The organism is Paenibacillus sp. J22P143 (assembly GCF_059692035.1).
In genome coordinates, this window is sequence record NZ_JCAUAQ010000012.1 from 86,664 (window position 1) to 110,686 (window position 24,023).

Sequence of the window (24,023 nt, forward strand, 5' to 3'; positions counted from 1 at the left end):
CAATTATCTTCTATACTGAAGAAGAATCGACCAATTCGTGAAAAAGGTGGGTAACTCGCATGAAGCGCACTCATAAAACGTGGCTTATCGGCACACTCGCAGCTGGCTTATTGATCAGTGGCGGCTTCGTACTTCAGCATAACCAAGTATTTGCTAAGGGCACAGACACGACGACGTCATCAGTACCTAAGAAGTTTCAAGATAGAGGCAAAATAGAGAAGCATCAAGCGCCGAGAGGCGGATTTGATTTTGGTAGAGGCGGTATAGATGGTTTCATAGACTTTGCTTCCATCCTTGGCATCGATCAGAGCAACCTGAAAACGGAAATTGCGGCAGGTAAATCCCTCGTTCAAATTGCGCAGGAGAAAGCTAATCTCAGTGAAGATGCCTTTCTTGCCAAACTAACCGAGGCGGAAACGAAGAAAATCGATACAGCGCTTAGCGCGGGGAAAATCAAGCAAGAGCAGGCGGATAAGCTCAAAGCTGGTCTCGCTGATCGCTTGAAAAAAATCGTCGAAGCCACGCCGAAGGCGATGAACTTCGATAAAAAGCCAATGCCTCGCGGCGGCAACATGCCAATGCCAGGCGGAGTATGGGGCGATTCGAAAGAAATAGCCGCCATACTAGGCATCACTGAGGATGAGCTGGCTACTGAGCGGAAAGCTGGGAAGTCCCTAGCCGAAATCGCGGAAGCGAAAGGCATCTCCGAAGATCAACTGATCGCCAAGCTCAAAGACAGCATGACCGATGAGCTGAAAAACTTCGTCCAACGCAAAGGCGGCGACCGCCCAGCGCCACAACCGCGTGGCGACGGCGGTTCTTTCAAAGGTAAGCCAGGTCGTGACGGGGAGCATAGACTAGCTCCGTCAACAGTGGCGCCCGCGGCGACTTAATTTATGGTGGGCTAGCAGGTAATCGCCCTTTAGGAACAGCAAAAGGTTGCCACTTTCGATGATAACGAGAGGGGCAACCTTTTTGGTGTCGAGTGGGGAGCTGGAGGGAAGTGGCTCGGAGCGTAGAAGTTATTCACAAGCATATCGTGTCATACAGAGTAGTTAAGGAGGAGGAGGAAAGCAGATGGAGGAACTCATCGGTCATTGTCGCGCTTGTGAGAAACCCATTTATTGCAAAATGGGATTTCTGGATGGCATTGTTCAGGAAGACAAGTCCATAGTTTGTTTCGATTGCTCGGATGAAAGCGTTGAGGAAGCGTTGAGTGTGGAACCGCCGGCGAAACCATGATGCGCGATGCCCCTGCCGCGCGCTAATACAAAACCCGCCACAAGTAAAACGTGGCGTAGGCTTCCCAGCCCCGCCAGCCCTCGGCTAGCTGGCGGATTTCTTCAAGCGAGGGCTTGGCTTCCAGCCCGAGCACATGCTTCAACGCGTTATGCAGGCCGACATCGGCCAAAGGGAACGCGGCGGGGTTGCGCAGACAGCGCATCAGCACATAGTTGGCCGTCCAGGGGCCGATGCCGCGAATGCGCAGCAGTTCTTTTTCCATGGCAAGGAAATCGCTCATCGCAAGGAGCCCAGCCTTGGATAACGATCCTTCCGCCATGAGATTGGCAACGCCAATGAGGTACTCCGCTTTTTTACCTGTGAATTGTAAAGCGGTTAAATCCTCGGTCGTGAGCGCAGCGATTCGCTCTGGCGTCGGGAACGCCCAATACGTTCGCCCCTCCCAGACGAGGGAAGTGCCGAAGGTCTCGACTAGACGCCTTTTGAGCGTATAGGCAAAAGCCAAATTAATCTGCTGCCCGATAATCCCCCAACTCATCGCCTCAAACAAATCTGGAATCCCCATCAAGCGCAGCCCTCGGAACTCTTCCGTCATTTGACGCAGAATCGGATCCTCCATCGCATACAATGGCGCCAGATCCGTCCCCAAATCAAACCACTCCCACACATAACGAGCGATTTCTTCGCGGGTCGCAGCGGTTAAACTAGCACCACTATAGTGAATAATTCGGATATGAAGCACCTCGTCATCCTCACTGTGGACAGCGATAAGCGCTAGGTTATCCCCAACAGGCAGCAACTTATAAATGCTAGAGTTATCCACAGCGAATAGGCATTCATTGGTTGAGCGGCTTAAATAGCCGATATTTTGTTCGTATCGAAAAGGCTCAGGCAGAGCTAACGAGAGCGTGCTCGTTTGTTCGTTCCATTTTAGGCTGGATGGGTCAAAAGTTTTCAGGTGTGGCATTGTCATTCTCCTTATAAGTAGGAAGTCGTTACATGCATTATCGCCGATAGCGGCTTTTGTAATCTTGCTTTCTCATCTCTGTGCACTTACAACCGCAGGTCTGTTTGGGTATACTGAGCGTATAAAAGGAACACAAGGAGAGGGGCACTCGGTATGCAGGAGCGGTTCTGGCAAGCGATCGTTACGAATGATGCGGCGTATGATGGGACGTTTTATTATGCGGTGGCGACGACAGGGATTTTCTGCCGGCCTTCCTGCAAATCTAGGCTTCCGAAGCGGGAGCATGTGCGTATTTTTCATCACAGTCAGGCGGCAATAGCAGAGAGCTTTCGTCCTTGTAAAAGGTGTCGGCCTGACGGCATCAGACTTCCCGATGAGGAATGGGTCGAGCAAATGAAGGCGCATATCGAAGAACATTTCGCTGAGCCGCTGTCGTTAGCGACGCTTGCGGAGCATTTTTATGCGAGTACGTTTCATCTGCAAAGGACATTCAAACGAATAGCAGGCGTGACGCCGCTTATGTATATTGGGCAGGCCCGGCTGGAGGCGGCTAAAAAGCTTTTGCTCACCTCGGACATGGCCGTACATGTGATCGGAGCGCAGGTGGGGATGGCGAATGCGGCCCATTTTGCGACGTTGTTCCAGAAAAAAACCGGGCTTACGCCGACGGAATTTCGTCAAAAGTTCGTTGATTAACCATAACCGACAGGGGATCGTTGATGCAACTAAATGGAGCATTTTGGATAGTGGGGGATAAGCCGCATATGTGGAGAGGGGATGAGTGGGAGTGATGACAGGAGTGGAGACGATGGGCTTGCAGATAAGTGGCGCTGAGACGAAAAATGCATCAATCTATTGGGGATTAGTACGATTGCAGGGGAGTAACTTCCTACTGGCTGTGACAGATATCGGATTAGGTTATCTGCAGTTTCATGACGGGGATGCAGGAAATGGTGTCGACGAGGAGGCGTGGCTGCAATTCAGCAAATGGGCAAGTAAAATTGGACCTCAGAGCAGTTGGGTAGAAGATGGGGGGATGTTGAAGCCCTATATCCAGCAGCTGGACGAGTATTTGAGTGGAGAACGGATGGTGTTTTCACTTCCATTGGATCTTCATGGGACGGCGTTTCAACAGGGGGTGTGGGCAGCGTTGCACGATATTTCACATGGTGAAACCGTGAGTTATTCACAGGTAGCCCAATCGCTGGGGCGATCCAGTGCCGTACGTGCGGTTGGAACCGCCATTGGGGCGAATCCCGTGCTCATCGTCGTGCCTTGTCATCGAGTGGTCGGGAAGGATGGGGCGCTGACGGGCTATCGCGGCGGATTGGGGAATAAGGAGAAATTGTTGCGGTTAGAGAGGAATGGTAATTGGTAAGTGTGAGTGATAGTTAGTGAGTAGCTAGTGGTGGATAGGTGATTAATGAACAGTATCCAAGTAACATGAAGGAGGTATGTCCATGGTTGATGTGCAGCGGAAGCAATCGAAGACCCTGCTGACGAAGGCAAGCGGTTTCCTCGCAGGTTATTCGCATACGTTAAATCCGTACACGGGCTGCGCCTTCGCCTGTTCCTACTGCTACGTGCGGCAAATGCCCGTGGCCTTATTCCGCAGCGAAGCATGGGGCAGCTGGGTCGACGTGAAGGAGAACGCGCCCGCGCTCCTCGCCAAGGAGCTGGCGAGGGCGAAGAGCAAAGGGCCCGTCACGATCTTCTTCTCCTCGGCGACGGACCCGTATCAGCCGATCGAATACAAGGAGCGGCTCACCCGCGCGCTCCTCGAGGTGATGTCCGTGCAGCAGCCGGACTTCTTGTTCGTGCAAACCCGCAGCCCGCTCGTGACGCGGGATGCGGACCTGCTTCAGCTGCTCGGCGAGCGCGTCCGAGTCAGCATGACGGTGGAGACGGACCGCGAGGACATCCGTCGCGCGTTCACCCCGTCCGCGCCACCGATCGCGGCGCGGCTAGAAGCACTGCGCGAGCTCGCCGCGCGCGGGATCCCGGTGCAGGCCACGATAGCGCCTGCCCTGCCATGCTCGGACGGTTTCGCCGAGCGGCTGGCTGGCATCGTGGATCGGGTATGCATCGACGACTATTTCATGGGCGATGGTGGTGGAGGCAAGCGCACGGAACGCATCGGCGTGCGCAAGATCTATGACGCGCTGGAGCTGTCCGACTGGTACAGTCGGGACGCGTACTTGCGCGTGCACGAACAGCTCCTGCGGCATTTCCCGCAGGAGCGTGTATTTGTCAGTCAGGAAGGATTTCTCCCCTGAGAATCTTTATTATTTTCAGCTCCGATTCTTTCAGCTCCGATTCTCACTCAGTGTCTTGCGCACCCTCCTGCTCATCCTGTAGCTCCGTCTGGTCACGCAACCGCTGCTTAAACTCCTTAGGCGAGCATTGATTATGTCGCTTGAACAGTTTGTAGAACTGAGCCATATTTTGAATGCCGACTTCATAACTGATTTCCATAATGCTGAGATCCCCTGTGAGCAGGAGGCGCTCGGCTTTTTTGATACGTTTGTAATTCACATAATCAATAAAGGATAGTCCCATCACTTTTTTAAAATACTTAATAAAGTAATGATAGCTCAGATTCAGAATGCGGCACACATCTTCGACCGTAATTCGCTCGGTCAAATGCTCGTCTATATAATTCAGCGCTGGCCGCAGGCGAGAGATGCCAGAGTCTTCGGTTAGTCCTGCGAGATCACGTTTATCATTGCGCAGTAGAAGAAGCAGGAGGTGCTTAATGGCAGCAACAATGGCTAGTTCATAGCCAATCTGACGAGATTGTGACTCCTCATGAATTTGCCGGATGAGCTGGTAAGCGCTTGCTCTAACCGCCCTATTCGAACGAAAAAGAGCATTAAACGGCTCAAGCGAGTGCGTCAACTCCGAAAATAAATGCAAATAAGCTAGTGTGCTTAGGTCAAAATGCTGTGTAAGATCAATTTGAAATACGATTTGATGCAGAGGCGCTTCCGTGTACTTATGCGTACGATGCGGCTGTGAGGAGCCAAGCAACATGACGTCCCCAGCCTCCATGATCGTATAGGCATCCTTGGTTTGGATAGCAAGTTGGCCCTGGGTCACTACCAGGAACTCAACTTGCTTATGCCAATGCCATGTCCAGGGCTCTGGAAAGCCGAATTGGGGCGTGTCATGTTTGATTTCCCATATTTTCAAGAAGAGAAGCGGATTCTGGTAAACGACCTCTTCCTTATTAATTTCAGTTAAGTTCGTAGGTCTAAGAGTAGGGTTCATAGGCATGGAATACCTCACAGGTTGGACATTTTTGAATAGACGATTGGTAAAGGATACTAAGCGTTAATCCCATTAAGTATAACACCCTAGGGCAGCAGATGACACTATTGAATAAGAAGTCGGCACAATTCTGCCTTTCCTAAGCGGTTGGGAAAATCTATACTTAGAAGTAAGAATGTACACGCTATCTTTGGAGGTCATGGAAGATGAGTCAACAACTTAAAGTAACCGTTTGGAATGAATACCGTCATGAAAAAGAAAGTGAAATCGTCCGCGCTGCCTACCCGGAAGGGATTCACACTGCAATTGGTGAGGGACTTAGCGGTGACGTTCAAGTCACATATGCAACATTAGATGATCCCGAGCATGGTCTGTCGGAAGAGGTTTTGAACAATACGGATGTACTGATTTGGTGGGGACATAAAGCGCACGGCGAAGTACAAGATGAAATCGTAGCTCGTGTTCAAAAGCGTGTATGGGCAGGCATGGGTCTTATCGTCCTGCACTCCGGTCACTTCTCTAAAGTGTTCAAAAGCCTTATGGGCACTTCTTGTGATCTCAAATGGCGCGAAGCTGACGAGAAGGAACGCCTATGGGTCGTTGCTCCAGGTCATCCAATCGTGGAAGGCATTGGCGAGTACATTGACCTTGAAGCTGAGGAAATGTACGGCGAGCATTTTGATATCCCGCAACCGGACGAGCTTATCATGGTTTCCTGGTTCGAAGGCGGCGAGGTATTCCGCAGCGGTTGTACGTTCCACCGTGGGAACGGGAAGATTTTCTACTTCCGTCCAGGTCACGAAACGTACCGCACATACTACAACGAGCAAATCCGCCGCGTGATCAGCAATGCGGTTCAGTGGGCAGCACCATCCACGCGTGAGTACCCGAAATACGGGAATCACAAGCCTTTGGAAGAGATTAAAGCGAAAGTTAAAGCTTAATAGCATTGCTTATGATCATGTATGCTCCCAGTTATTTGGGGGCATATTTGCTTTGTATGTTTGAAGCCAGTCGGACTGAATTACTCGAAAAAATCGAGTAACTCGTCGTGCATCCAGGCCATTCGGACTGAATTACTCGAAAAAATCGAGTAACTCATCGCGAATCCAGGCCAGTCGGACTGAATTACTCGAAAAAATCGAGTAACTCGTCGCGAATCCAGGCCAGTCGGACTGAATTACTCGAAAGAATCGAGTAACTCGTCGCAGTACAACGACAAGAAAATCCCTACAAAGCGTAAGAGCGACAAGAAAATATCTAAAAAGCATGCAATTTGAAGGAAATGAAAGCACACATCAATATGTTTAATAAAAACTAAGCCTGACTGTGTACAGCTTATGTACAGGTTTGCCAAAGCTGAACAGGTTTTGGAAATAGAACTCACGTGGTTTGATAAACCCGCATCTCGGTTGTCTGAAGCGCTGTGGTTTTCTTTTATCCCCCAAGTTGATAACCCAAACAGGTGGAGGTTGGTTAAATTTGGAGAACGTATCTCACCCCTAGATGTCGTAAGGACGGGATTCGGAATATGCACGTTATTAATGAAGGCATCTTTTATAGGGGGGGATGGCAAACTAAGTATTGGATCATTAGATGCAGCATTAGTGGCCCCTGATGAGCCAAGATTGTTACAGTTTAATAATTCGATCGGATTAGAATCTGAAGGTATGCATTTTCAACTCTATAACAATGTATGGGGGACGAACTTTCCTATGTGGTACGAAGAGGATGCTTGCTTTCGATTCGTAATCAAATTTGCGGAGAGTTAAGGTTTCAGGATAGACGGGAAATGATATGGGACCCTCTACTAATTTGTAAATCGATTTTATATGAAAAGCCAGCAAAACCTTGCGTTGGGTGACAAATAAGTTTTGAAGAACTTCTCAAGTGAATATGGGGCCGTCAATCGCTGGACCTGCGGGTGTTAGTTCGGGTAATGCTGACCCCACTACCACTGATGGTACTGTCAATGCAAACAGTTCTGATAATTACACTGTAACCTATTCACAAGATTTCAATCATGCAGGATATTCCAAAGAACTAGGGACTCCACCTAACGGTGCAAAGGTAAGGGTTTATTACGCCGCGTTCACCGTCGATTTGGTATCTGAGACATACAAGTACCCAGATCACATTGAGGTTACGTACTCAGGTGGTGGTCCTTCACCAACACCTAGTCCAAGTCGCAATGATCTTTCAAAGTTTTGTCTCTTAAATTTTTCCATTCGATTAACTGCCAAGGCTTCGAACTCTTAAATATTCGATCTGCTACCTCTTGAAAGCCAATGTTGTCTAACCTAAGATCACATTCTAGCTTCTCGAGTTCTTCAAGTCTCATATAGGATTACTCATTTCTGTTTTCCTCCTATTGTAATGGATGTGTCCACTATTTCACATCACTAGATCAAGGTGAATGTATTTCTGGCCACCGAAAACCGCCACCCACTAAAAGCCCAAGCGACCAAGAGAAGAACACTCTTGGTCCATTGGGCTTTTTTGCTGCGCAATCGCGGGTTCCCGGCGGGGGGAAGGGATTTCTATTAACTATGGAGGACTTTAGATTCTATCTACTTCAAAAATAAGTTACATAATTCGACAATTAATAGAGAAATTTAGCAACTATTTACCTATTATTGGTAATCATAGAGGGCGGAGATTGTACAAATTTCGTTTCTCAAGTTCTTCATGATGGAGGAGGTTTGGCGTTTCAGGGAGTACATGGATATAATAGAGATACAGTTGATCGGTATCATAATAATCCAGGTGCTATTGTTCCTCCTTATAATGGCGCTCCTACAGCTACACAAAATTATCGGACTTCATCATGGGCGGGTGCTCATAATTTTCGTTCATTTTGGGGAGGCACAGATGCTGGAAATGGTTATCATGCGTATCAGTTGCAAAGATATACCATGGATGAAGCTTTAACTTATTTTAGTGAAATTTATTCTGACCTCTGGGTCGGAGATATAGTTCAATTCGCGGATGCTAACTTCAAAACTAAGCATTCCGTTGCAATTAATTGGTACAATGCGGGTAATTTATATGTTGCACAACACTCCACAAGTTTAGATAGTAATGATCAGGCTCTGTGGAAAAGTGGTAAAGATAAATAGGAGGAATTACAATGAAATTAAAAACAAAACTAATTACCATTACAGCCACATGTTTAGTTGCGGCAAGTGTATTTTCTATTACCGCGCTAGCTGCAAAAGATATTGTCTCTCTGAAAGCTTTAGCTAAGGCATCTATGGATAAGGAAACTATTGAGCACAATTTATTGGACGCGATGCCTGACAAAACAAGAGAGGACAAAGATGCAAAAAACCAACAAGGCATTAAAGTTAAGAATCTCGGTAATGAAACAAGAAAGCTCCAACTAGAAGCTGACCCTGACGATACTGAAAATTTTGCTAAGCGATTAGATGAAGCCATTGAAAACTATTCAATGGGTGTCAATGAATTTAAGGATGCTGCGAAAAGATATAACGACGATACGTATCTCAAAAAGGCAGAAGAATCAGGAAAAATGATCGAACGATTTAAAAAAGGAAGAGAAGAATACCAAAAAGGTGAAAAGACCGTACATGAACTCCGTCTAGAACTCAATCTTACTGCAAATTAATTTAATATATTTATTTAACTACCTCCAGAGCTACTGCCATCGTTCAGCCACGACTGGTTATATTCGTGGCTGCCGCTACGTTTCTCTGCCGAAGGTCTGCGCGACCTGTTCTACTTCCGTCAGAACTTGAATCTGAGCAGTCCGATTTGGACACTAGCTTTGATTGGAGCAGGAGCACTTGTGGTCATCTTGCTTTCGCTGTTGAAAAAGCACGAACAACCAGCCGCCAAGGTAGAGGCTTCTCGTTCCTAAACATCTGTTGTAGATACAACAGAAAAGTAATTCCGGCGAATGGCCGGGGCGCAGATGCCACGAAACACCCAAATAGCCTCCAACCTGAACACTCAGGCTTGGAGGCTTTTCTCACTATAAACATCAACGCAAATCATTGTAATGCTGCATCTTCATGAAATGAATCGTGACCGTGGTCCCCTCATCCAAGGTTGAGGTGATCGACAGATCATGCCCCAACTTGATCGCCATTTGCTTAGCTAAGTAGAGTCCCATGCCAGTAGAGCGGCTATGCGTTCTGCCATTTTTCCCGGTGAAGCCTTTATTGAAAACGCGACTCAAGTCAGCGGAATCAATCCCTATCCCGGTATCCTGAATGATCAGTCGCTTCTCAGACTCCGTTTCCTCGGAATGAAATCGAATACTCCCGCCATTCTCAGTATAGGCCAAAGCATTCGCCACGATCTGATTCACGATGTAGCCGAGCCACTTGCTGTCACTGTTCACAAGGTGGGTAAGATCCTCCATGTCAGGGCGTATCCGCTTCGTAATAAAAATCTTAGCGACCTTCTTAATACTCTCCTTCACTATGGTGCTCAGCGCCAATTCCGAGATGAAATAATCACGTGAGAACGAGTCAATCCGCGAATAATAGAGTGCTTGCTCCACATAGCTATCGATCTTGCTAAGCTCGTCTTCGAGCTTGTCTACGAGATACTCGGCGGTTTTGCCAGCGCGATTCTCCATAATGAGACGGCTGGCCGCAATCGGCAGCTTCACGTCATGAATCCACGAGAGGATGAAGTCTTGATGGTTACGGATCTCCGCATGCAGGAGTTGCGTCTCATGAGCCTGATCCTTGGACAGCTGAGTTAACAGCTGGAGATAGAGCTCTTGCTCTTCGCTTTGAGGCTCGGGCAGGGCGGCAACGGCCCAATCTTGATGTTTGCTTTTGCCTAGAAACTCATTGAGCTCATTGAAGAAAGACTTCCGATAGAAGTAGCCAACTGTAACATAAGACGCAGCAAATAAGAAACAACCCGCATTCGTGTAAGCGATATTATTAAGCGCAGCCTGCCCCTTCACACTGACAAGCATAATCAGCGAAACGAATAGCATGGTCCCCGCATACATACCCAGGAAATACCGTTTATCCTTCAAATACGAGAGAAAGCTCATGGAATCAGATACCCTTGCCCTTTCTTCGTTGTGATGAAATCATCGCGTCCAAGCTCTGCAAGCTTTTTGCGCAGGCGGGTAATATTAACAGTTAACGTATTATCGTCGACGAAGCTTTCATCCTCCCAGAGACCGCGCATCATCTGCTCACGACTGACGATAGCGCCTTGATGCTGCAGGAGAATGGTTAGAATTTTGAACTCATTTCGGGTTAGCTCTGCCTTCTGATCACCGCAAGCAATGTCGCCATCCTTCAAATTAAGGACGACCCCATTATGCGCCATCACATTGGCCGCTGTTTCCATGTAGGAGTAGGTTCGACGAAGCAGGGCATTGATTTTGGCTACGAGAACGTCGGTGTAGAAGGGCTTCTGGATAAAATCATCGCCACCCATATTCATAGACATCACCATATCCATCGGGGTATTGCGGGAGGAGAGGAAGAGAATCGGCACGTTCGATATTTCTCTGATTTGGCGGCACCAATAGAAGCCATCGAACGCCGGTAAATTAATGTCCATCAGTACGAGATGGGGATTTTCCTTCACATAAAGGGTGAGTACAGCATCAAACTCCTGGGCGACAACCGTTTCAAACCCCCAGCGGCCCAGTGCTTCAGCTACCGTATCTCGTATCGTTTTATCATCTTCCACGATCATAATTTTCACAACTGACACCTCCTAAAGCCTGACAAATGTTGCTTTACCAGAAATGGTAGCACAATCATGACAAAATTGTAAGGTTACCCAGATACGTTGTAAGTTACTTCGATGGTTGGTAGGACGCATAGATAGTAGGATAGCGGTATAAAGAAAAAACCATGCTTATTGGAGGAAGAACCGATATGAAAACCATCGTTGAAGCGAAGCAACTGAAGAAGGTATATGGGTCCAAAGGAAATGTATTCACAGCTTTGCAGGATATCGATTTGACCGTCATGCAAGGCGAGTTCGTTGGCATTATGGGCCCGTCCGGATCGGGTAAAACGACCTTGCTGAATTTGCTGGCCACGATTGACCAACCTACCTCAGGGGAAATCACAGTGGATGGCATCTCACTGATGAAGATGAAGGAAGCGGAACTTGCAGCGTTTCGCCGCGACAAGCTAGGCTTCATTTTTCAGGACTATAACCTGCTGGATACATTGACTGTAAAAGAGAACATCATCCTCCCTCTTGCGCTAGCGAGAATGAAGGTGGCTGAGCTGGAAAGCAGAGTAGCGGCTATCTCTAAGAAGTTTGGCATAGATGCACTTCTAGACAAATATCCGTATCAAATTTCTGGCGGGCAAAAGCAGCGTACTGCCGCATGTCGCGCCATTGTCTCAAACCCCAGCCTCGTTCTAGCGGATGAGCCGACAGGAGCGCTCGATTCCAAGTCGGCGACAGAGCTACTGGAAAGCTTACAGAGCTTGAACGTGCAGGATCAATCGACCATTCTGGTCGTGACGCATGATGCATTTGCAGCTAGCTATTGTACACGCGTCGTCTTTATTAAAGATGGTAAATTATTTACGGAGTTAAATAAGGGAACGTCTACGCGAAAGGAATTTTTCAACAAGGTAATGGATGTGCTCTCGGTACTAGGGGGTGGAGCAAGTGACCTTATTTAGTTTGGCCAGAAGGAATGTCATCGGTAATCTGAAAAACTATTTGATCTATTTCATCTCGATGATTTTCAGTGTCGTGATCTACTATACGTTCGTTTCTTTACGTTACAGCGAGGAAATTGCGGCCAATGTACAGAAATGGGAGGGCATGCGCTCGGTTTTCCAGCAAGCCTCGATCATTCTGATCCTCTTCGTAGCTGTATTTATCTGGTACTCGAACTCGTTTTTCACCAAGAAGAGGAAGAAAGAAGTAGGCCTGTACGCCTTACTTGGTGTGAGGAAGCGGAAGATTGGGACGATGTTATTTTATGAAAATATGATGATGGGGATTGGCGCCGTCGCGGTGGGGATCGTGCTGGGGACGCTATTGACCAAGCTGTTTGCGATGATGTTCCTCAAGCTGCTGGATGCCACCGTTGAAGTTAGCTTCAGTATTTCATCGGAGGCGATTGTGAACACACTGATCGTGTTTGCGATCATCATTGTGGTGACTTCGATCCATAGCTATCGCTTGATCTATCGATTCCAATTGGTTGAATTGTTCAAGGCGGAGCAAGAAGGGGAGCATGTTCCGAAGCCATCGGCTTTCTCAGCAGTACTTGCTATTGTACTCTTAGTCATCGGCTATTGGACCGTGTTCCAACCCATGACGACTTCAGGACAAATGGGGCGGAATTTCCTCATGATCTTCGGCAGCTTGATTGCTGGCACCTATCTGCTATTTCGGTATGCACTCATTTACATCTTGAAAATCGCCCAAAAGACGAAGTCTCGCTACTATGCAGGCATGAATATGATATCGACAGCCCAACTGATTTACCGGATTCGCGGAAATACGCGGATGTTCACGATGATTGCGCTGCTAAGTGCGCTAACGCTCTGTGCGGTAACGGTAGGTTCAAGCGCCTATTTTACGATAACAAAGGAAGCCGAGGAGGAAGCTCCTTTCAGCTACATGCACATTTCGCAAGGAGCTAGCTTGGATGGGCAGGTTAGCACCATTTTGGAACAGGATAAAGATCATCCGATCAAGGCAAAGCTAGATGTACCGATCATTCGAGTTACGGCGGACGTGACGAACTTCTATTATCATCCATCGAGCCACTCGCCTAGCGCAGTTCCCATCAAGCTTGTCTCAGCCTCCATGTACAATCGTACCTTAGAGGCGCTGGATAGAGACAGGCAGGTTTCACTTCAAGACAACGATGTCGCGGTCATTCAGCCGAAATATTCGACGTTCACTTTGAATGAAGTGAAGGGTGATACGATTTCTTTCAACGCTCAGGCAGGCAAGCAAACGCTAACCGTCCAACAGCTGATTGCAGGAAGAATGCTCCCTTGGGGCTTCCCTGATCTGGTCTTCATCGTGAGCGATAAATTGTATGCGACGCTGCTTCCAGGATCTGACGAGGTGATCTACAAAGGCTACGTCGTGAAAGACCAAGGATCAACGAAGCTAACCTCCGATAAACTGATTAAACTGAAAACAGATCAAAACGGCCTGTCCACGTACTATTTTCAATATCGCCAAAACATGGAGTCAGCTGGCATGGATATATTCACGCTGGGCTTCCTAGGACTTGTCTTCTTGGCCGCGACGGGCTGTATGATTTACTTCAAACAGCTAACCGATGCCAATGAAGATAAAGAGCGCTATGTGATGCTGCGTAAAATCGGCGTGAGCCGCAAAGAGATTCGCACGACAATCGCCAAACAAACGCTGTTCGTGTTCATGCTGCCACTCTTGCTAGGTGTTGTGCATAGCATTATGGTTTTGAAAGCCTTGGCGACGATTCAATTGATTAGCGGAAATCTGCTAGTTCCTATAGTATCTACAACGATTATCTATGCCGCTATTTATTTCTGCTACTATGTGCTATGCCTTGGTGCCTCCAACCGCATCGTTGGCAGGTAAAATGGTAAACGTAACGCCATCGCTCTCATTCAAAGCGCGAACGCACATCCCGTGATGGTCCATAATTTGTTTCACGATGGCTAGGCCGAGACCGAACTGTCCCTTGCCGCCTGTGCGGAAAGGCTCGAATAGATTATCCGCGATGTCTTGATCCAGCGGCGGCCCGTCATTATGCATCCGAATTTCAAAATGAGGAGCGGGATTCACGCTGATGCGAATACAGTTCTCTGCGTAGCGAAGCTGGTTATCGAGCATGTTTTCTAGGGCGATTTTCCACTGTTCCTGATCGCCGATAAGCGTCTGTGGAGCGAGTTGCAGCTCCCAGTCAATCTCGGGACGCCGATAGCGGAGTCGCTCAACCACATCTTCGATGACCGCTTCGATCTCAAAGGCGTGAAAAGGCTTCTCTTTGGCTGTAAAATAATTCAACTTATTCAGCAGTAAAAGATCGCGAATGCGCTTCTCCAGGCGTTCGCCTTCTTTCATAATGACGCCGATACTCGCGCTCAGCGTGCCTTTCGGAAAAACACCATCTTGGATCGATTGCGCATAGCTGCGAATCACCATGACTGGTGTTTTTAGCTCGTGCGACGTGTGCTGCAGGAAGAACTGCTGCGCACGGTCTTGCTTCACGAGACGCTGACGCATCAGTTCGATGGCTTTGCCGAGACGGCCAATCTCATCTTGGCGGCGGCCCGTGTCGATCGGCTCATGCCAATCGCGTTCCGCCATCCGTCCTACATGGCGCTCCATCTGAACGAGCGGGCGTGTGAAATAGCGAGCCAGCAGCAAGCAGGGCAGCCAGCTGACCACGATCAGGCCAACCATTAACAGCATAAGTCTGCCGAACATCGACATGATGAGATCGTTGCGGTAGTTTCCCCATGCGTAAGATACGATGAAGTTAGGTGCAGCTCCCTGGACGATTTCTTTGCGAATCACATAGAAGATACTGTTGTTATCGATACTGCGCGTATACTTGGCTACGGGCTGCATCTGAGCTAGCGCATCTTTCTCCATAGCTACTATGAACGGTCCCGTGCTGGAGGTTGTTGTCTCGATCGCAAGAGCGGCTTGTGCACCGTTAATCATAAAATGACGAATGGAGGGTCCAGCTATTGTGTCTTGAACAGGCAAGGTGAGCTGTGTGGCCAACATAGAGGGATCAATGGCTGCGCTAGCTTCCGTAAGCACTCTAGTTGGTGCTGTTTCGCTATTGACCGTGCCAACACCAGGGCTCTTACTGGTGCTTTCTTGTGCATTCTGTGAGACGACAACACGGCTTCCTGGGGCAGTAATCGGTTTTGTTGCTACGTTCAGAGGCTGAGTGGACAAAGGGAAAGTAAAGACGGGGCTCGCGACCGCTGCAGTTGCCTCTACCTGTAGACCGCTTTGGGTATCCATCAAAATATTATATAGCTGCTCGGTGAAAAAGCCTTTTAACGTCCAAGGTAATAGCACCGCAAGCAGCGTGAAAATCAGTAAGGTTAATGCGGCGAAGGCGCCCCATAACTTCATAGCAAGCGGCCACTGGCCTAGTCGTAGTCTCATGCTTTCACCATCCTATACCCGTATCCGTATACGGTTTCTAATCGCATGTCCGGCAGCTTGCGACGCAGCCTGCGAACTAAATCATCGACGACACGATCCGTGCCGAAGTAATCGATGCCCCAAACCCCGCGAAGTACTTGTTCGCGTTCAAGCACTTGCCCTTGATGCTGAACGAAATAGAGCAACAGCTCGTATTCCTTCGAGGTCAAATCGAGCGTGGTGCCATCACTATCGCTTACAGTGCGCGCGGGCTCATCAATGGTGTAGGGGGTCAATGTGGTCAGCTGCGCGCGGCGCTCCATAGATACTGATGACGGCACGCCATTTCCTTGCCTTGCATAGACCCGTTCCAGCAGCTTTCGTGAACGAATCACAAGCTCTCGGGGCAAGAATGGCTTCGCCAAATAGTCATCGCTGCCAAGCTCAAGCCCGATGATGCGATCAATATCGGCATCGCGGGCCGATATGAAGATAACCGGCTGCGACGGCTGATCCGCTTTAATCTCACGCATGAGCTGGAAGCCGTCTACGCCAGGAAGCATAATGTCGAGGACCCACAAGTCCGGCCGCTCCAAGATCGCTTCTCTAGCTGAGGTCCCGTCAGGGAACGAACGCACTTGCCACCCCTCTTTCTCCAAATAGGCAGCTAGTACGCCTCGTAAATGTTCTTCATCTTCTACTAAATAAATGCTATACATCGTATACCACACCTTCCATGCCTGACAAAATGGGGAAAAGTGGAGCCGAATCGCTATTTTGTGCGATCGGTTCCACCTCGTACAGCTGTTAACTTATTTTTTCTCAGCCTCAGTTGCTTGCTGATCTTTGATATTTTTGCTCATTTCACGCAAAGATTCCGTTTCTTTCACATAATCCTTCAACAACTCTGGCAGTAAGGCGCGAATTGTTTCCGCATCATCTGCTTCAACTGCTTCGGCGAGCTTTTGCTGACGTTTGAAGGATTCTGGCAACTCTACAGGCGCTGCTTTCATTATATCACTCGTCACTCCAGCCTCAACTGGAAGAACTCGGGTGGTCGTCTCTGCAGGCAGTCCTTCCGCTGGGATAGCGTGGCTGATGAGGACTCTCGTTGCAGCTCCTTGTGGAAGGTCTTTGATCTTTTCGGTTACTGCACCAGATGCTGCAGAGGTTGTAAAAGTTACGTCCATAGGAGCGACACCCTCCACTTTATCTAAGGAAAATTCCCGAGGGAGTGTCATAGCTTTGGAGAAGGTCGGCTTCGGGAAATCAGCTTCGACTTGCTTCCGGTCGTCCAGTGCTTTCTTCCAATCAGCAAGAGCATCAGGCGTGTATGTACTTGCTAGCATCTTCAAGTAGTTTCGCTCATGCGCTGGTTGGTTCAGCAAGCTTGCTTGCGAAGAGTGGAAGAACGCCGCTGGCGCTGCGCCCACTGCTTTTACCATTTGCAAGGCTTGACCTGGTTTAGCTTCCGTTGTCGTATCTGCCGCAGATGCACTTACAGCACCAAGTGCGATGGTTGTCATAATAGCGAGCATGCTCGTTTGAACGGCGCGTTTTTTCCATGTTGGTTTCATCGTTAGAAAACTCCTTTCGATTTGTGGAGCGTGCAGGGATGTTTGATTTCCCTTACACCCTTACTGTACCGAAAGATTATGGACATCCTATCGTAAGATTGTGGGAAATTGTGTGATTGGTAAGCGTAAATGGTCAAAGATGCTAAAGTACACTCATTTTCGGGGAAAACGGCTAAACATAGATACATTAGTGCGAAAGTGCATCCTTTTGGACCGAAACGGTGATAAAAAGATGAGTATCGCAGAAATAGTTGCACTTTCTCAAGCATTTCAGCTTGAGCGGTTAATTCAATAAAAAAGGTTGTACTTTTGCATGCTTCGCAACAGTTTTCGTGACACGAATAAGGTAAGTCCTTCGTCAACCCTTCTTGTTCAGGTGTCATACCAAGGGGGCTATGAACAAAAAAGTGACCCACAGCAACGGGCTGTGGGTCTAAGTTTATATTTTAAAGGGGGGTTGGTCTTTATTATAGGCATTTAACATTAAAACAACATGAAGGTTAGATTTCATTTTCATTACAAATTTGCCAGTGGTAAAATAAGTTGGAAACTAAACAAATGATTGCGATGGAGAGCGGGGTGTTTTCATATTGAAGCATTATTCCATGAGGTCACATTTAACGATTACATTTGCCCTAATGGCCTTGATTCCGATCCTGATTCTAGGCGGATTTCAGGTTTCACAAATTAAGCATATTACACAAGAAACGAATCAGAACCAGCGGCAGACGACGTTTCGACTAGGGGACGCGGTAGAAGCGTATATGTCCTATCATCGCAATGCCGTTGAAACATTAGCAGCTACCATTTCGGCTTCGGATGCGGCGTTCAGGAACCGAGAGAGCCTGACGCTGAAGCTGCAATCGCTCCAAGAGAATTTGGAGGGGTTCACGGGCATCTATGTGGTGGATGATAAAGGTACCATTAAAGCGACACATCAAATGTCGACAGACTTGATTGGTACAGATGTCAACGATCGGGACTACACATCACGTGTAAAAGCAGGACAGAAAGCCATTATTTCTTCGTTATTTAAAGGTCCCGAAAGCTTGAATCAACCAGCTATAGCGATTGCCGTACCGATTTACAAGGGCAGCAAGCAGGTAGATGGCTTCGTGTTGGCTGTTCTAGAATTAGCGCCAATCAAGACGCTCGTTACGAAATATGATTATGGTACAGAAACCTATCCTGTCGTACTTGATCATGGAGGCAAGCCCATCTATCATCCGAATGCTGCGCTGACGGAATCCATGGCCGATTTATCGAAAGAGCCAATCGTAGCAGATGCCAAAATGCAAAAACAAGGCGAAGGCACCTATTCATTAGGCACCTCCGCACATAAAGAGCTCATTACCTTTAAGCTGATTCCTGACTTGAATCTCATTGTGTGGGTAAGCAGGTCGACCGCGGCGGTCAATGCGGCATTCAACGAATCTTTACGGATAACGCTGCTGTTGTTAGTGTTCACGCTCATCTTAACTGTGCTGCTAGGCAGTCTGCTGGCCAAAAGATTGAACGGCACGATCCACGCCTTAGTCGGCTATACGCAGCGACTAGCTGGAGGCTCGTTCGCGCAGCCTGACCAGAAGGTTGTACCGCGTGGAGCGCCATCGGAGCTGCATCAGCTCGCGGAGCATTTCTTCCGCATGGCAGCGCAGATCAAGGAAAACCAGCGCGCTTTGTTGCAGCTGAATAGTGAGCTTGAGCATCGCGTGGAAGAGCGAACACAGCGATTACAGGACGAGCATGCGACGTTGAATGCGGTTTTAGAGAGCATGTCCGATGCGATTGTGCTTATTGATGTACAGCATAATGTGCTGTATGCGAATCATCAGATGGCGGAAAGCTTCGCGATTCCGATGGGTGAATTGGCTAATATGCCAGAGGCTGATTTATTCGAGCGAATCGCTGAGCTTTTGCCTGAAGATCAGGGCGAACTCCAGCTTAGCAAGCTGAGGGCAGAGCCAAGGGTACAGAGTGCTTTGACCGTAAAAACAGCACAAGGCAAGCCGCGATTTATGATGGTATCTGCGTTTCAAGTCGCGCGGGAGGGGCGGGTTTTTGGCCGCGGCTATGTGTGGCGTGACAGAACGAAGGAGCATGAAATCGACGCGCTCAAAAACGATCTCATCTCACTCGCCTCACATGAATTCAAAACGCCAATTACGAGTATTCGCGGTGGAGTGGAAACCTTGCTGCGCAGGGATGCTCATTGGGATGAGGATTTTAAATTGGAGCTGCTTGAAGGCATACATGAAGATATAGGCCGTATTCAAGATCTCATTGATGAGTGGCTGGATATATCTAAAATTGAATCGGGGGCGATGGGAATTCATCCGCAACCGTTGAAGCTAGCCGCAGTGATCGAAAGTGCTAGAAGTAGACTGCCCGATGAGATCAGCGATGCTCAGCTTCAGTTCGAGGTGGAGCTGCCTACGCAGGCAGCTTTAGTTTACGCAGATAAACTCCGGATGGAGCAGGTTTTCTTGAACTTGTTCATTAATGCAGTCCGATATAATGAGCGGCAACCGATCATAAATGTGTCCACTCAAGCGGATGAGAAGTATGTGTATGTTCACGTGCAGGATAATGGGATTGGTATCGCGGAGGAGCATTTGGCTAAAATATTTGATCGCTTCTATCGTGTGGATGTGTCATCCAGCCGTCAAACAGGCGGAACAGGGCTTGGTCTGGCGATTTGCAAAGGGATTATGGATGCCCACGGTGGAACGATTAAGGTTGAAAGCCAGCTTGGCGAGGGAAGCCGATTCACACTGACGATTCTACGGTTTGAAGGAGGAGATGAGCTAGCATGAGCGCAAAGAAAATCATGATTGTCGACGATGAGCCCAAAATCATTCGTTTCATCGCGGCGAATCTGAAATCGTTAGGTTTTGAGACTGTGGCCTGTCAAAGCGGGGCAGAGGCGTTGGAGAAGGCGGAAGCCGTCGATCCAGATTTGATTTTGCTAGATCTGATGATGCCGGGGATGGATGGCTTCGAAGTATTGCGAAGACTGCGCACCTATTCAAGTGTGCCTGTCATCATGCTAACAGCAAGAAGCAATGGCGCGGATAAAGTGCAGGGATTGAATCTCGGTGCGGATGATTATTTGACCAAGCCTTTCTCGTTGGACGAGCTGTTCGCCAGAGTCAATGCGGTGCTTCGCCGCTTAGATGGGCGCCTGCCTGCACCATCTACGGTTAGCGAACTGACCGTTGGACCGGTGAGTGTCAATTTAGCTCAGCGCCGCATACGACTCGGCGGTATGGAAGTGAAATTTACGGAGACGGAGTATAATCTGTTCGTTCTCCTTTTGCAGCATGAAGGCAAAGTGATGACACATGAACAGCTGTTGAGCGAGATTTGGGGAAGTGAGTATCGCGATGAGGTGGAATATTTGCGCGTTACGATTGCGCGGATTCGGCAAAAGCTGAAGGCCCACACCGAAGGGCAGGAGCTAATTGTGACCTACCCTGGTGTTGGTTATATGGCGAAGGGGGATTGAAGGGGGGGCTCTCAGATCCTTCGTTATTTCTCGATGGAGGGGGTAAGATTCATTGTTTCCTCTTGTAACTTATCTTTTTCGGTCCAAACGATCTTAACATTTGTGGCGTCTTTCCAATTATCGACCTCGCTTCTAGTAACTAACTCCTGAGGACCCACAAGAGATTCAACCTGTAAGGAATTTACAGTTGAACTGTTATAATTGTGATTCAGAAAAATGTCGACTTTATTTACAGATTCGTTCCCCATGTATTCAATTGTTTGTTTCTCCACGTATCCATGCTTGCTGGGGAGATAGTTAACTTTAAACTTCCAAGAATCACTATTAGCCACTAAAGTAACTTCCTTTTTCTCGCATCCACTCAAAATAACCAACAAAAGGATAGCGGACATGGGTAAGAACTTATTCATAGCAAATCAACTACCTTTCTATGAAAATTGCTCGAAACCCAAGTTTATCCAATTATGGTGTGCTAGTATATGGTTTAAAAGTCCTGAATTTATCATGAGTTGATATTGCTATTAATTCGTTAGCAGCTGCACATCCAGCGGGTAATCGGGCAGCGCGAATTCGCGTGTTGTACCTGTTGCGAGATCAACGACCGTCATACCATTCCAGCCAGTATCGGCATAAGTGACGCCCCCTGTGAGATAGGCATAGCGACCATCGGCACTGCTGGCGACCATTTGGTGCATGCGGGCTAACGGAATGATCTTCTCCTTGTAGGTATTGGCGTCGAGCACGGTCAGATTCGGCTTGCCTGTTGCGCTGCCTGCCTCACCGATGCCAACGATCAGCAGCTGCTTACCGTCCGGGGTAAGCGTAACACCCTCCTGATGGGTGTTGCCCGTTAAAGGTTCGGTTGTATAGCTGCCGCTCTTCGGGTCAAGCACCACAAGACCGCGGCCTTGGTAAGGCAGAAGTAAGCGGCCATCAGAGCGGACGGCGGCGTAGTGCGGCTTCTCGAAGCCGCCTTTACCGAAAGGAGCAGCCTCTAACGTGCGACCTTTTAGGCTGAAAGGATCGACAGCCGTCACCGTGTACCCGTCGTGGTCTATACTGTATACTTCGCGGCCGTCCAACGTCACGACATCAAAAGGTCGAACGCCGACAGGGACTCGCCCCGTCATAGTGAGCTTTTCTGTATCCAAGATTTCAAGCTGACTCTTGCCGCCGTCGAGATACACACCGACATAAGCGAATTTACCATCTGGCGATACCGCAATCCCCATGCCGCCCGAGCGATATTCACCAAAGCGTGGTTTACCCACATTGGCCTGATAAGGGACAAGAGCAATTCGTGTGCGGAGCTTCGTATCAATGACGGCGACACCCTCGGCTGTCGACACATAAGCACGATGATTAGACCCCTCTGCGATGGCAAAAGGGGCTTTACCTACGACAAGCTTCTCGAAGCGTCCTGAAGCGGGATCGAGGAAGGACATATAGTCACTCTTCGAATGCGTCAACATTAAGGTCGTTGCCGTCAAAGGGGAAGCGGTCGCATTCTCAGCAGGTGATGAACTCGTCGCGGGCGTTTGTGTTGCAGCTGCAGAGGTAGGAGATGTTGTTGATGTCTTTGTCGGGTTGGGGCTGTTGACTGGGGGCGATTGTTGGCTGCTACAGCCAAGTAAGAGCAGAAGCAGCGTGAGCGGCGTTAAGCGTGCGAATAGGGAACTATTTTTCAGTAACATAGATGGTCAACCTCTGGATGTAGGATGTAAGAATTTTAGGGAAACAATACCTGTGGATAAGTTGGGAAAAACGAAGGTAAGGAAGAGAACCTGATCGCAGGTCATCTTCCTTATCTTTTTGTCATTCGATTAAAAAGTCATTGATTACTTTTTCAAGTTTAAAGTGACACTTGAAGCCGTAGCCCATGCACCCACTGGAGCAACCGTATAAGTCGTATCTGGAACCAGCTGAGCATTATTCAAAAGCGTGAAAGTACCAACAGCACCTTTACGTGTCGTTAAGCTGTATTCAGCAGTTAATACTGTGCCATCAGCAGTTGTTAAGGATACGCGGCGTGAAACGAAGATTTCGTCCTTCGGATCTTGCGTCAGCGTGACTGCAATCGTCTTCGCATCTACGGCGTCAGCGGATTGAAGTTGGAGCGGAGCGATTTCTTTTGCTGTAAAAGTAGGGTTCGTAAGTGTTGCCCAGTCTGCGGAAACTGTATATGTGACACCAGGGTGGAAGGTCTCTCCGTTTGGCAAAATGAACTTAGGCGCTTGGCGACCATCCGTTGCTTGCGTGAAAGGCAAGTAATTAGCCGTCATCGTTGCACCACCCTCAGGGGTGATTTGGACTTGGCGCCCCCGCATGGAAGATAGGATTTGGTAGGTCGTTCCATTATACCGATTCCATGCGTCAACGATAAATGAACCAGGACGGCCTTTGCTGTAAGCGGCAATGACATAACCGTAATCCGCAACACCGTCAGCTAGATGGGATTCAACTTCAAATAGATCATTGGCAACCTGAGCCGTGGAATCCAAACGGATGCGCTCTGTGCTAGCTGTGAAAGTAACAGCAGGTTGACCTTTATAAGTCAGCGAGTACGTCGTACCTGCTTTCTGTGTTGGAACCGGAACAATATACGTGGATACAGAGCCTGTTTTCAGGCGCGGTACGTTATTGATGACAAGACCGTTGTCAAAAACAAAGTTTTTGGACGCAGGCTCCAGCTCTAATTCTGCTGATGGAATCGGTGCTGAGAATGTCACCTGTAGGGAAATGGCATTCAAAACCTCCAGCTTCGTCACACGAACAGGCGCCACTTGCTGGGCTTGGGCGAGGAGCAAAGCAGCTTGACCGCGGGTAACTTGGCTGCTTAGTGAAGCGTAGCTTGGCAACTGACGAATCGTTGCTGCATCTACTTGGAGTACCGTTGCCATGACGCTGCTCAGTTGTTCGGAAGTGATCGTTTGCGTTCCAGCGAATTGCTGGCTAGCCACACCATTCATTGCGCCGAGAGCTTGTAGGGAAATCGCATAGTTGTAGTACCAGTCTTTTGAAGTTACATCTTGAAAAGGACTAACTGTCGTTGCATCCACCATCGTATTCACGTGGAACGCGAGGGCTACCATTTTGGCAATCTCACTGCGTGTGACCGCTTGATTGGGCTTGAAGGTATTGTTCTCATAACCAGAGAGCACCTGTTGCTGGGCTAATTGCTCAATAGCGGACTGAATCTGAGTCGCACTGGCGGAATCCGTGAAAGGATTGGCTGCAAGGGCATGGTAAGGAAGAAGAGCGGATAATCCGACAGTTGCTGAAATGGTGAGAGCGGCTAGAACTTTATTGTTATTTTTCATCGAGAAACACTCCTCAAGTAAATGGATTTGTTTGTTGCGCTGTTGTC

23 protein-coding genes are annotated in these 24,023 nt (G+C 48.5%); 13 read left to right on the plus strand and 10 right to left on the minus strand.

Annotated features, from left to right (window positions below):
- Nucleotides 1–59 precede the first annotated feature (59 nt).
- Both AC58PQ_RS17605 and AC58PQ_RS17610 read left to right on the plus strand, forming a co-directional pair.
- Nucleotides 60–893, plus strand: coding sequence for a hypothetical protein (locus AC58PQ_RS17605; protein WP_497243689.1), 834 nt, complete (start codon nt 60–62; stop codon nt 891–893).
- Nucleotides 894–1,077: 184 nt separating this feature from the next.
- The gene (locus AC58PQ_RS17610; RefSeq protein ID WP_497243691.1) at nt 1,078–1,242 is read left to right on the plus strand and encodes a hypothetical protein; all 165 of its coding nucleotides are present in this window, start codon (nt 1,078–1,080) and stop codon (nt 1,240–1,242) included.
- A 22-nt stretch (nt 1,243–1,264) separates the two neighbouring features.
- Here the strand turns inward: AC58PQ_RS17610 and AC58PQ_RS17615 are convergent, their stop codons facing one another.
- On the minus strand, nt 1,265–2,209 hold the full coding sequence (locus tag AC58PQ_RS17615; protein ID WP_497243693.1) for a DNA-3-methyladenine glycosylase family protein: 945 nt from the start codon (nt 2,207–2,209) through the stop codon (nt 1,265–1,267).
- A gap of 153 nt (nt 2,210–2,362) precedes the next feature.
- Here AC58PQ_RS17615 and AC58PQ_RS17620 point away from each other — a divergent pair, with 153 nt between their 5' ends.
- From AC58PQ_RS17620 to AC58PQ_RS17630, 3 genes are all read left to right on the plus strand, one after another.
- The gene (locus AC58PQ_RS17620; protein ID WP_497243695.1) at nt 2,363–2,905 is read left to right on the plus strand and encodes a bifunctional transcriptional activator/DNA repair enzyme AdaA; all 543 of its coding nucleotides are present in this window, start codon (nt 2,363–2,365) and stop codon (nt 2,903–2,905) included.
- Between the two features lie 94 nt (nt 2,906–2,999).
- The gene (locus AC58PQ_RS17625; RefSeq protein ID WP_497243811.1) at nt 3,000–3,587 is read left to right on the plus strand and encodes a methylated-DNA--[protein]-cysteine S-methyltransferase; all 588 of its coding nucleotides are present in this window, start codon (nt 3,000–3,002) and stop codon (nt 3,585–3,587) included.
- Between the two features lie 82 nt (nt 3,588–3,669).
- The gene (locus AC58PQ_RS17630; protein WP_497243697.1) at nt 3,670–4,485 is read left to right on the plus strand and encodes an SPL family radical SAM protein; all 816 of its coding nucleotides are present in this window, start codon (nt 3,670–3,672) and stop codon (nt 4,483–4,485) included.
- Between the two features lie 43 nt (nt 4,486–4,528).
- Here the strand turns inward: AC58PQ_RS17630 and AC58PQ_RS17635 are convergent, their stop codons facing one another.
- A complete protein-coding gene (locus AC58PQ_RS17635; protein WP_497243699.1) occupies nt 4,529–5,485 on the minus strand; it encodes an AraC family transcriptional regulator in 957 nt (318 codons plus the stop codon).
- 200 nt (nt 5,486–5,685) lie between these two features.
- Between AC58PQ_RS17635 and AC58PQ_RS17640 the strand changes: the two genes are divergently transcribed.
- The 4 genes from AC58PQ_RS17640 to AC58PQ_RS17655 all read left to right on the plus strand — a co-directional run bounded on the left by AC58PQ_RS17640 (nt 5,686) and on the right by AC58PQ_RS17655 (nt 9,107).
- A complete protein-coding gene (locus AC58PQ_RS17640; RefSeq protein WP_497243701.1) occupies nt 5,686–6,423 on the plus strand; it encodes a ThuA domain-containing protein in 738 nt (245 codons plus the stop codon).
- Nucleotides 6,424–7,369: 946 nt separating this feature from the next.
- Nucleotides 7,370–7,738 (plus strand): hypothetical protein, encoded by a 369-nt coding sequence (locus tag AC58PQ_RS17645; protein ID WP_497243703.1) that lies wholly within the window; start codon nt 7,370–7,372, stop codon nt 7,736–7,738.
- A gap of 377 nt (nt 7,739–8,115) precedes the next feature.
- Nucleotides 8,116–8,598 carry an amidase domain-containing protein gene (locus tag AC58PQ_RS17650; protein WP_497243705.1) on the plus strand — a complete coding sequence of 161 codons (483 nt, stop codon included), beginning with the start codon at nt 8,116–8,118 and terminating at the stop codon, nt 8,596–8,598.
- Nucleotides 8,599–8,609: 11 nt separating this feature from the next.
- Nucleotides 8,610–9,107 (plus strand): hypothetical protein, encoded by a 498-nt coding sequence (locus tag AC58PQ_RS17655; protein ID WP_497243707.1) that lies wholly within the window; start codon nt 8,610–8,612, stop codon nt 9,105–9,107.
- Nucleotides 9,108–9,482: 375 nt separating this feature from the next.
- Here AC58PQ_RS17655 and AC58PQ_RS17660 read toward each other — a convergent pair whose 3' ends face one another.
- Nucleotides 9,483–10,517, minus strand: a complete 1,035-nt coding sequence (locus AC58PQ_RS17660) for a sensor histidine kinase (RefSeq protein WP_497243709.1) — start codon at nt 10,515–10,517, stop codon at nt 9,483–9,485.
- The gene (locus AC58PQ_RS17665) at nt 10,514–11,185 is read right to left on the minus strand and encodes a response regulator transcription factor (RefSeq protein WP_497243711.1); all 672 of its coding nucleotides are present in this window, start codon (nt 11,183–11,185) and stop codon (nt 10,514–10,516) included. The genes AC58PQ_RS17660 and AC58PQ_RS17665 overlap by 4 nt, the downstream gene beginning before the upstream one ends.
- A gap of 176 nt (nt 11,186–11,361) precedes the next feature.
- Between AC58PQ_RS17665 and AC58PQ_RS17670 the strand changes: the two genes are divergently transcribed.
- Together AC58PQ_RS17670 and AC58PQ_RS17675 are read left to right on the plus strand one after the other, a co-directional pair.
- Nucleotides 11,362–12,129 (plus strand): ABC transporter ATP-binding protein, encoded by a 768-nt coding sequence (locus tag AC58PQ_RS17670; RefSeq protein WP_497243713.1) that lies wholly within the window; start codon nt 11,362–11,364, stop codon nt 12,127–12,129.
- Nucleotides 12,116–14,041, plus strand: a complete 1,926-nt coding sequence (locus tag AC58PQ_RS17675; RefSeq protein WP_497243715.1) for an ABC transporter permease — start codon at nt 12,116–12,118, stop codon at nt 14,039–14,041. Before AC58PQ_RS17670 ends, AC58PQ_RS17675 begins: the two co-directional genes overlap by 14 nt.
- On the opposite strand, the gene AC58PQ_RS17680 is transcribed toward AC58PQ_RS17675, so the two are convergent.
- The 3 genes from AC58PQ_RS17680 to AC58PQ_RS17690 form a co-directional block, all read right to left on the minus strand.
- Entirely contained in the window at nt 14,003–15,592 is a 1,590-nt protein-coding gene (locus AC58PQ_RS17680; protein WP_497243717.1) for a sensor histidine kinase, read from the minus strand. The genes AC58PQ_RS17675 and AC58PQ_RS17680 overlap by 39 nt on opposite strands.
- Nucleotides 15,589–16,290 (minus strand): response regulator transcription factor, encoded by a 702-nt coding sequence (locus AC58PQ_RS17685; protein ID WP_497243719.1) that lies wholly within the window; start codon nt 16,288–16,290, stop codon nt 15,589–15,591. The genes AC58PQ_RS17680 and AC58PQ_RS17685 overlap by 4 nt, the downstream gene beginning before the upstream one ends.
- A gap of 93 nt (nt 16,291–16,383) precedes the next feature.
- Nucleotides 16,384–17,148, minus strand: coding sequence for a hypothetical protein (locus AC58PQ_RS17690; RefSeq protein ID WP_497243721.1), 765 nt, complete (start codon nt 17,146–17,148; stop codon nt 16,384–16,386).
- 605 nt (nt 17,149–17,753) lie between these two features.
- Here AC58PQ_RS17690 and AC58PQ_RS17695 point away from each other — a divergent pair.
- Together AC58PQ_RS17695 and AC58PQ_RS17700 are read left to right on the plus strand one after the other, a co-directional pair.
- Complete coding sequence (locus tag AC58PQ_RS17695; protein WP_497243723.1) at nt 17,754–19,964, plus strand: sensor histidine kinase; 2,211 nt, start codon at nt 17,754–17,756, stop codon at nt 19,962–19,964.
- Nucleotides 19,961–20,656, plus strand: a complete 696-nt coding sequence (locus tag AC58PQ_RS17700; RefSeq protein WP_497243725.1) for a response regulator transcription factor — start codon at nt 19,961–19,963, stop codon at nt 20,654–20,656. Before AC58PQ_RS17695 ends, AC58PQ_RS17700 begins: the two co-directional genes overlap by 4 nt.
- Nucleotides 20,657–20,679: 23 nt before the next feature.
- On the opposite strand, the gene AC58PQ_RS17705 is transcribed toward AC58PQ_RS17700, so the two are convergent.
- The 3 genes from AC58PQ_RS17705 to AC58PQ_RS17715 form a co-directional block, all read right to left on the minus strand.
- Nucleotides 20,680–20,988 carry a hypothetical protein gene (locus AC58PQ_RS17705; RefSeq protein WP_497243727.1) on the minus strand — a complete coding sequence of 103 codons (309 nt, stop codon included), beginning with the start codon at nt 20,986–20,988 and terminating at the stop codon, nt 20,680–20,682.
- Between the two features lie 189 nt (nt 20,989–21,177).
- Nucleotides 21,178–22,350 carry a beta-propeller fold lactonase family protein gene (locus AC58PQ_RS17710; protein WP_497243729.1) on the minus strand — a complete coding sequence of 391 codons (1,173 nt, stop codon included), beginning with the start codon at nt 22,348–22,350 and terminating at the stop codon, nt 21,178–21,180.
- A 144-nt stretch (nt 22,351–22,494) separates the two neighbouring features.
- On the minus strand, nt 22,495–23,976 hold the full coding sequence (locus AC58PQ_RS17715) for an S-layer homology domain-containing protein (protein WP_497243731.1): 1,482 nt from the start codon (nt 23,974–23,976) through the stop codon (nt 22,495–22,497).
- Between the last annotated feature and the right edge of the window lie 47 nt (nt 23,977–24,023).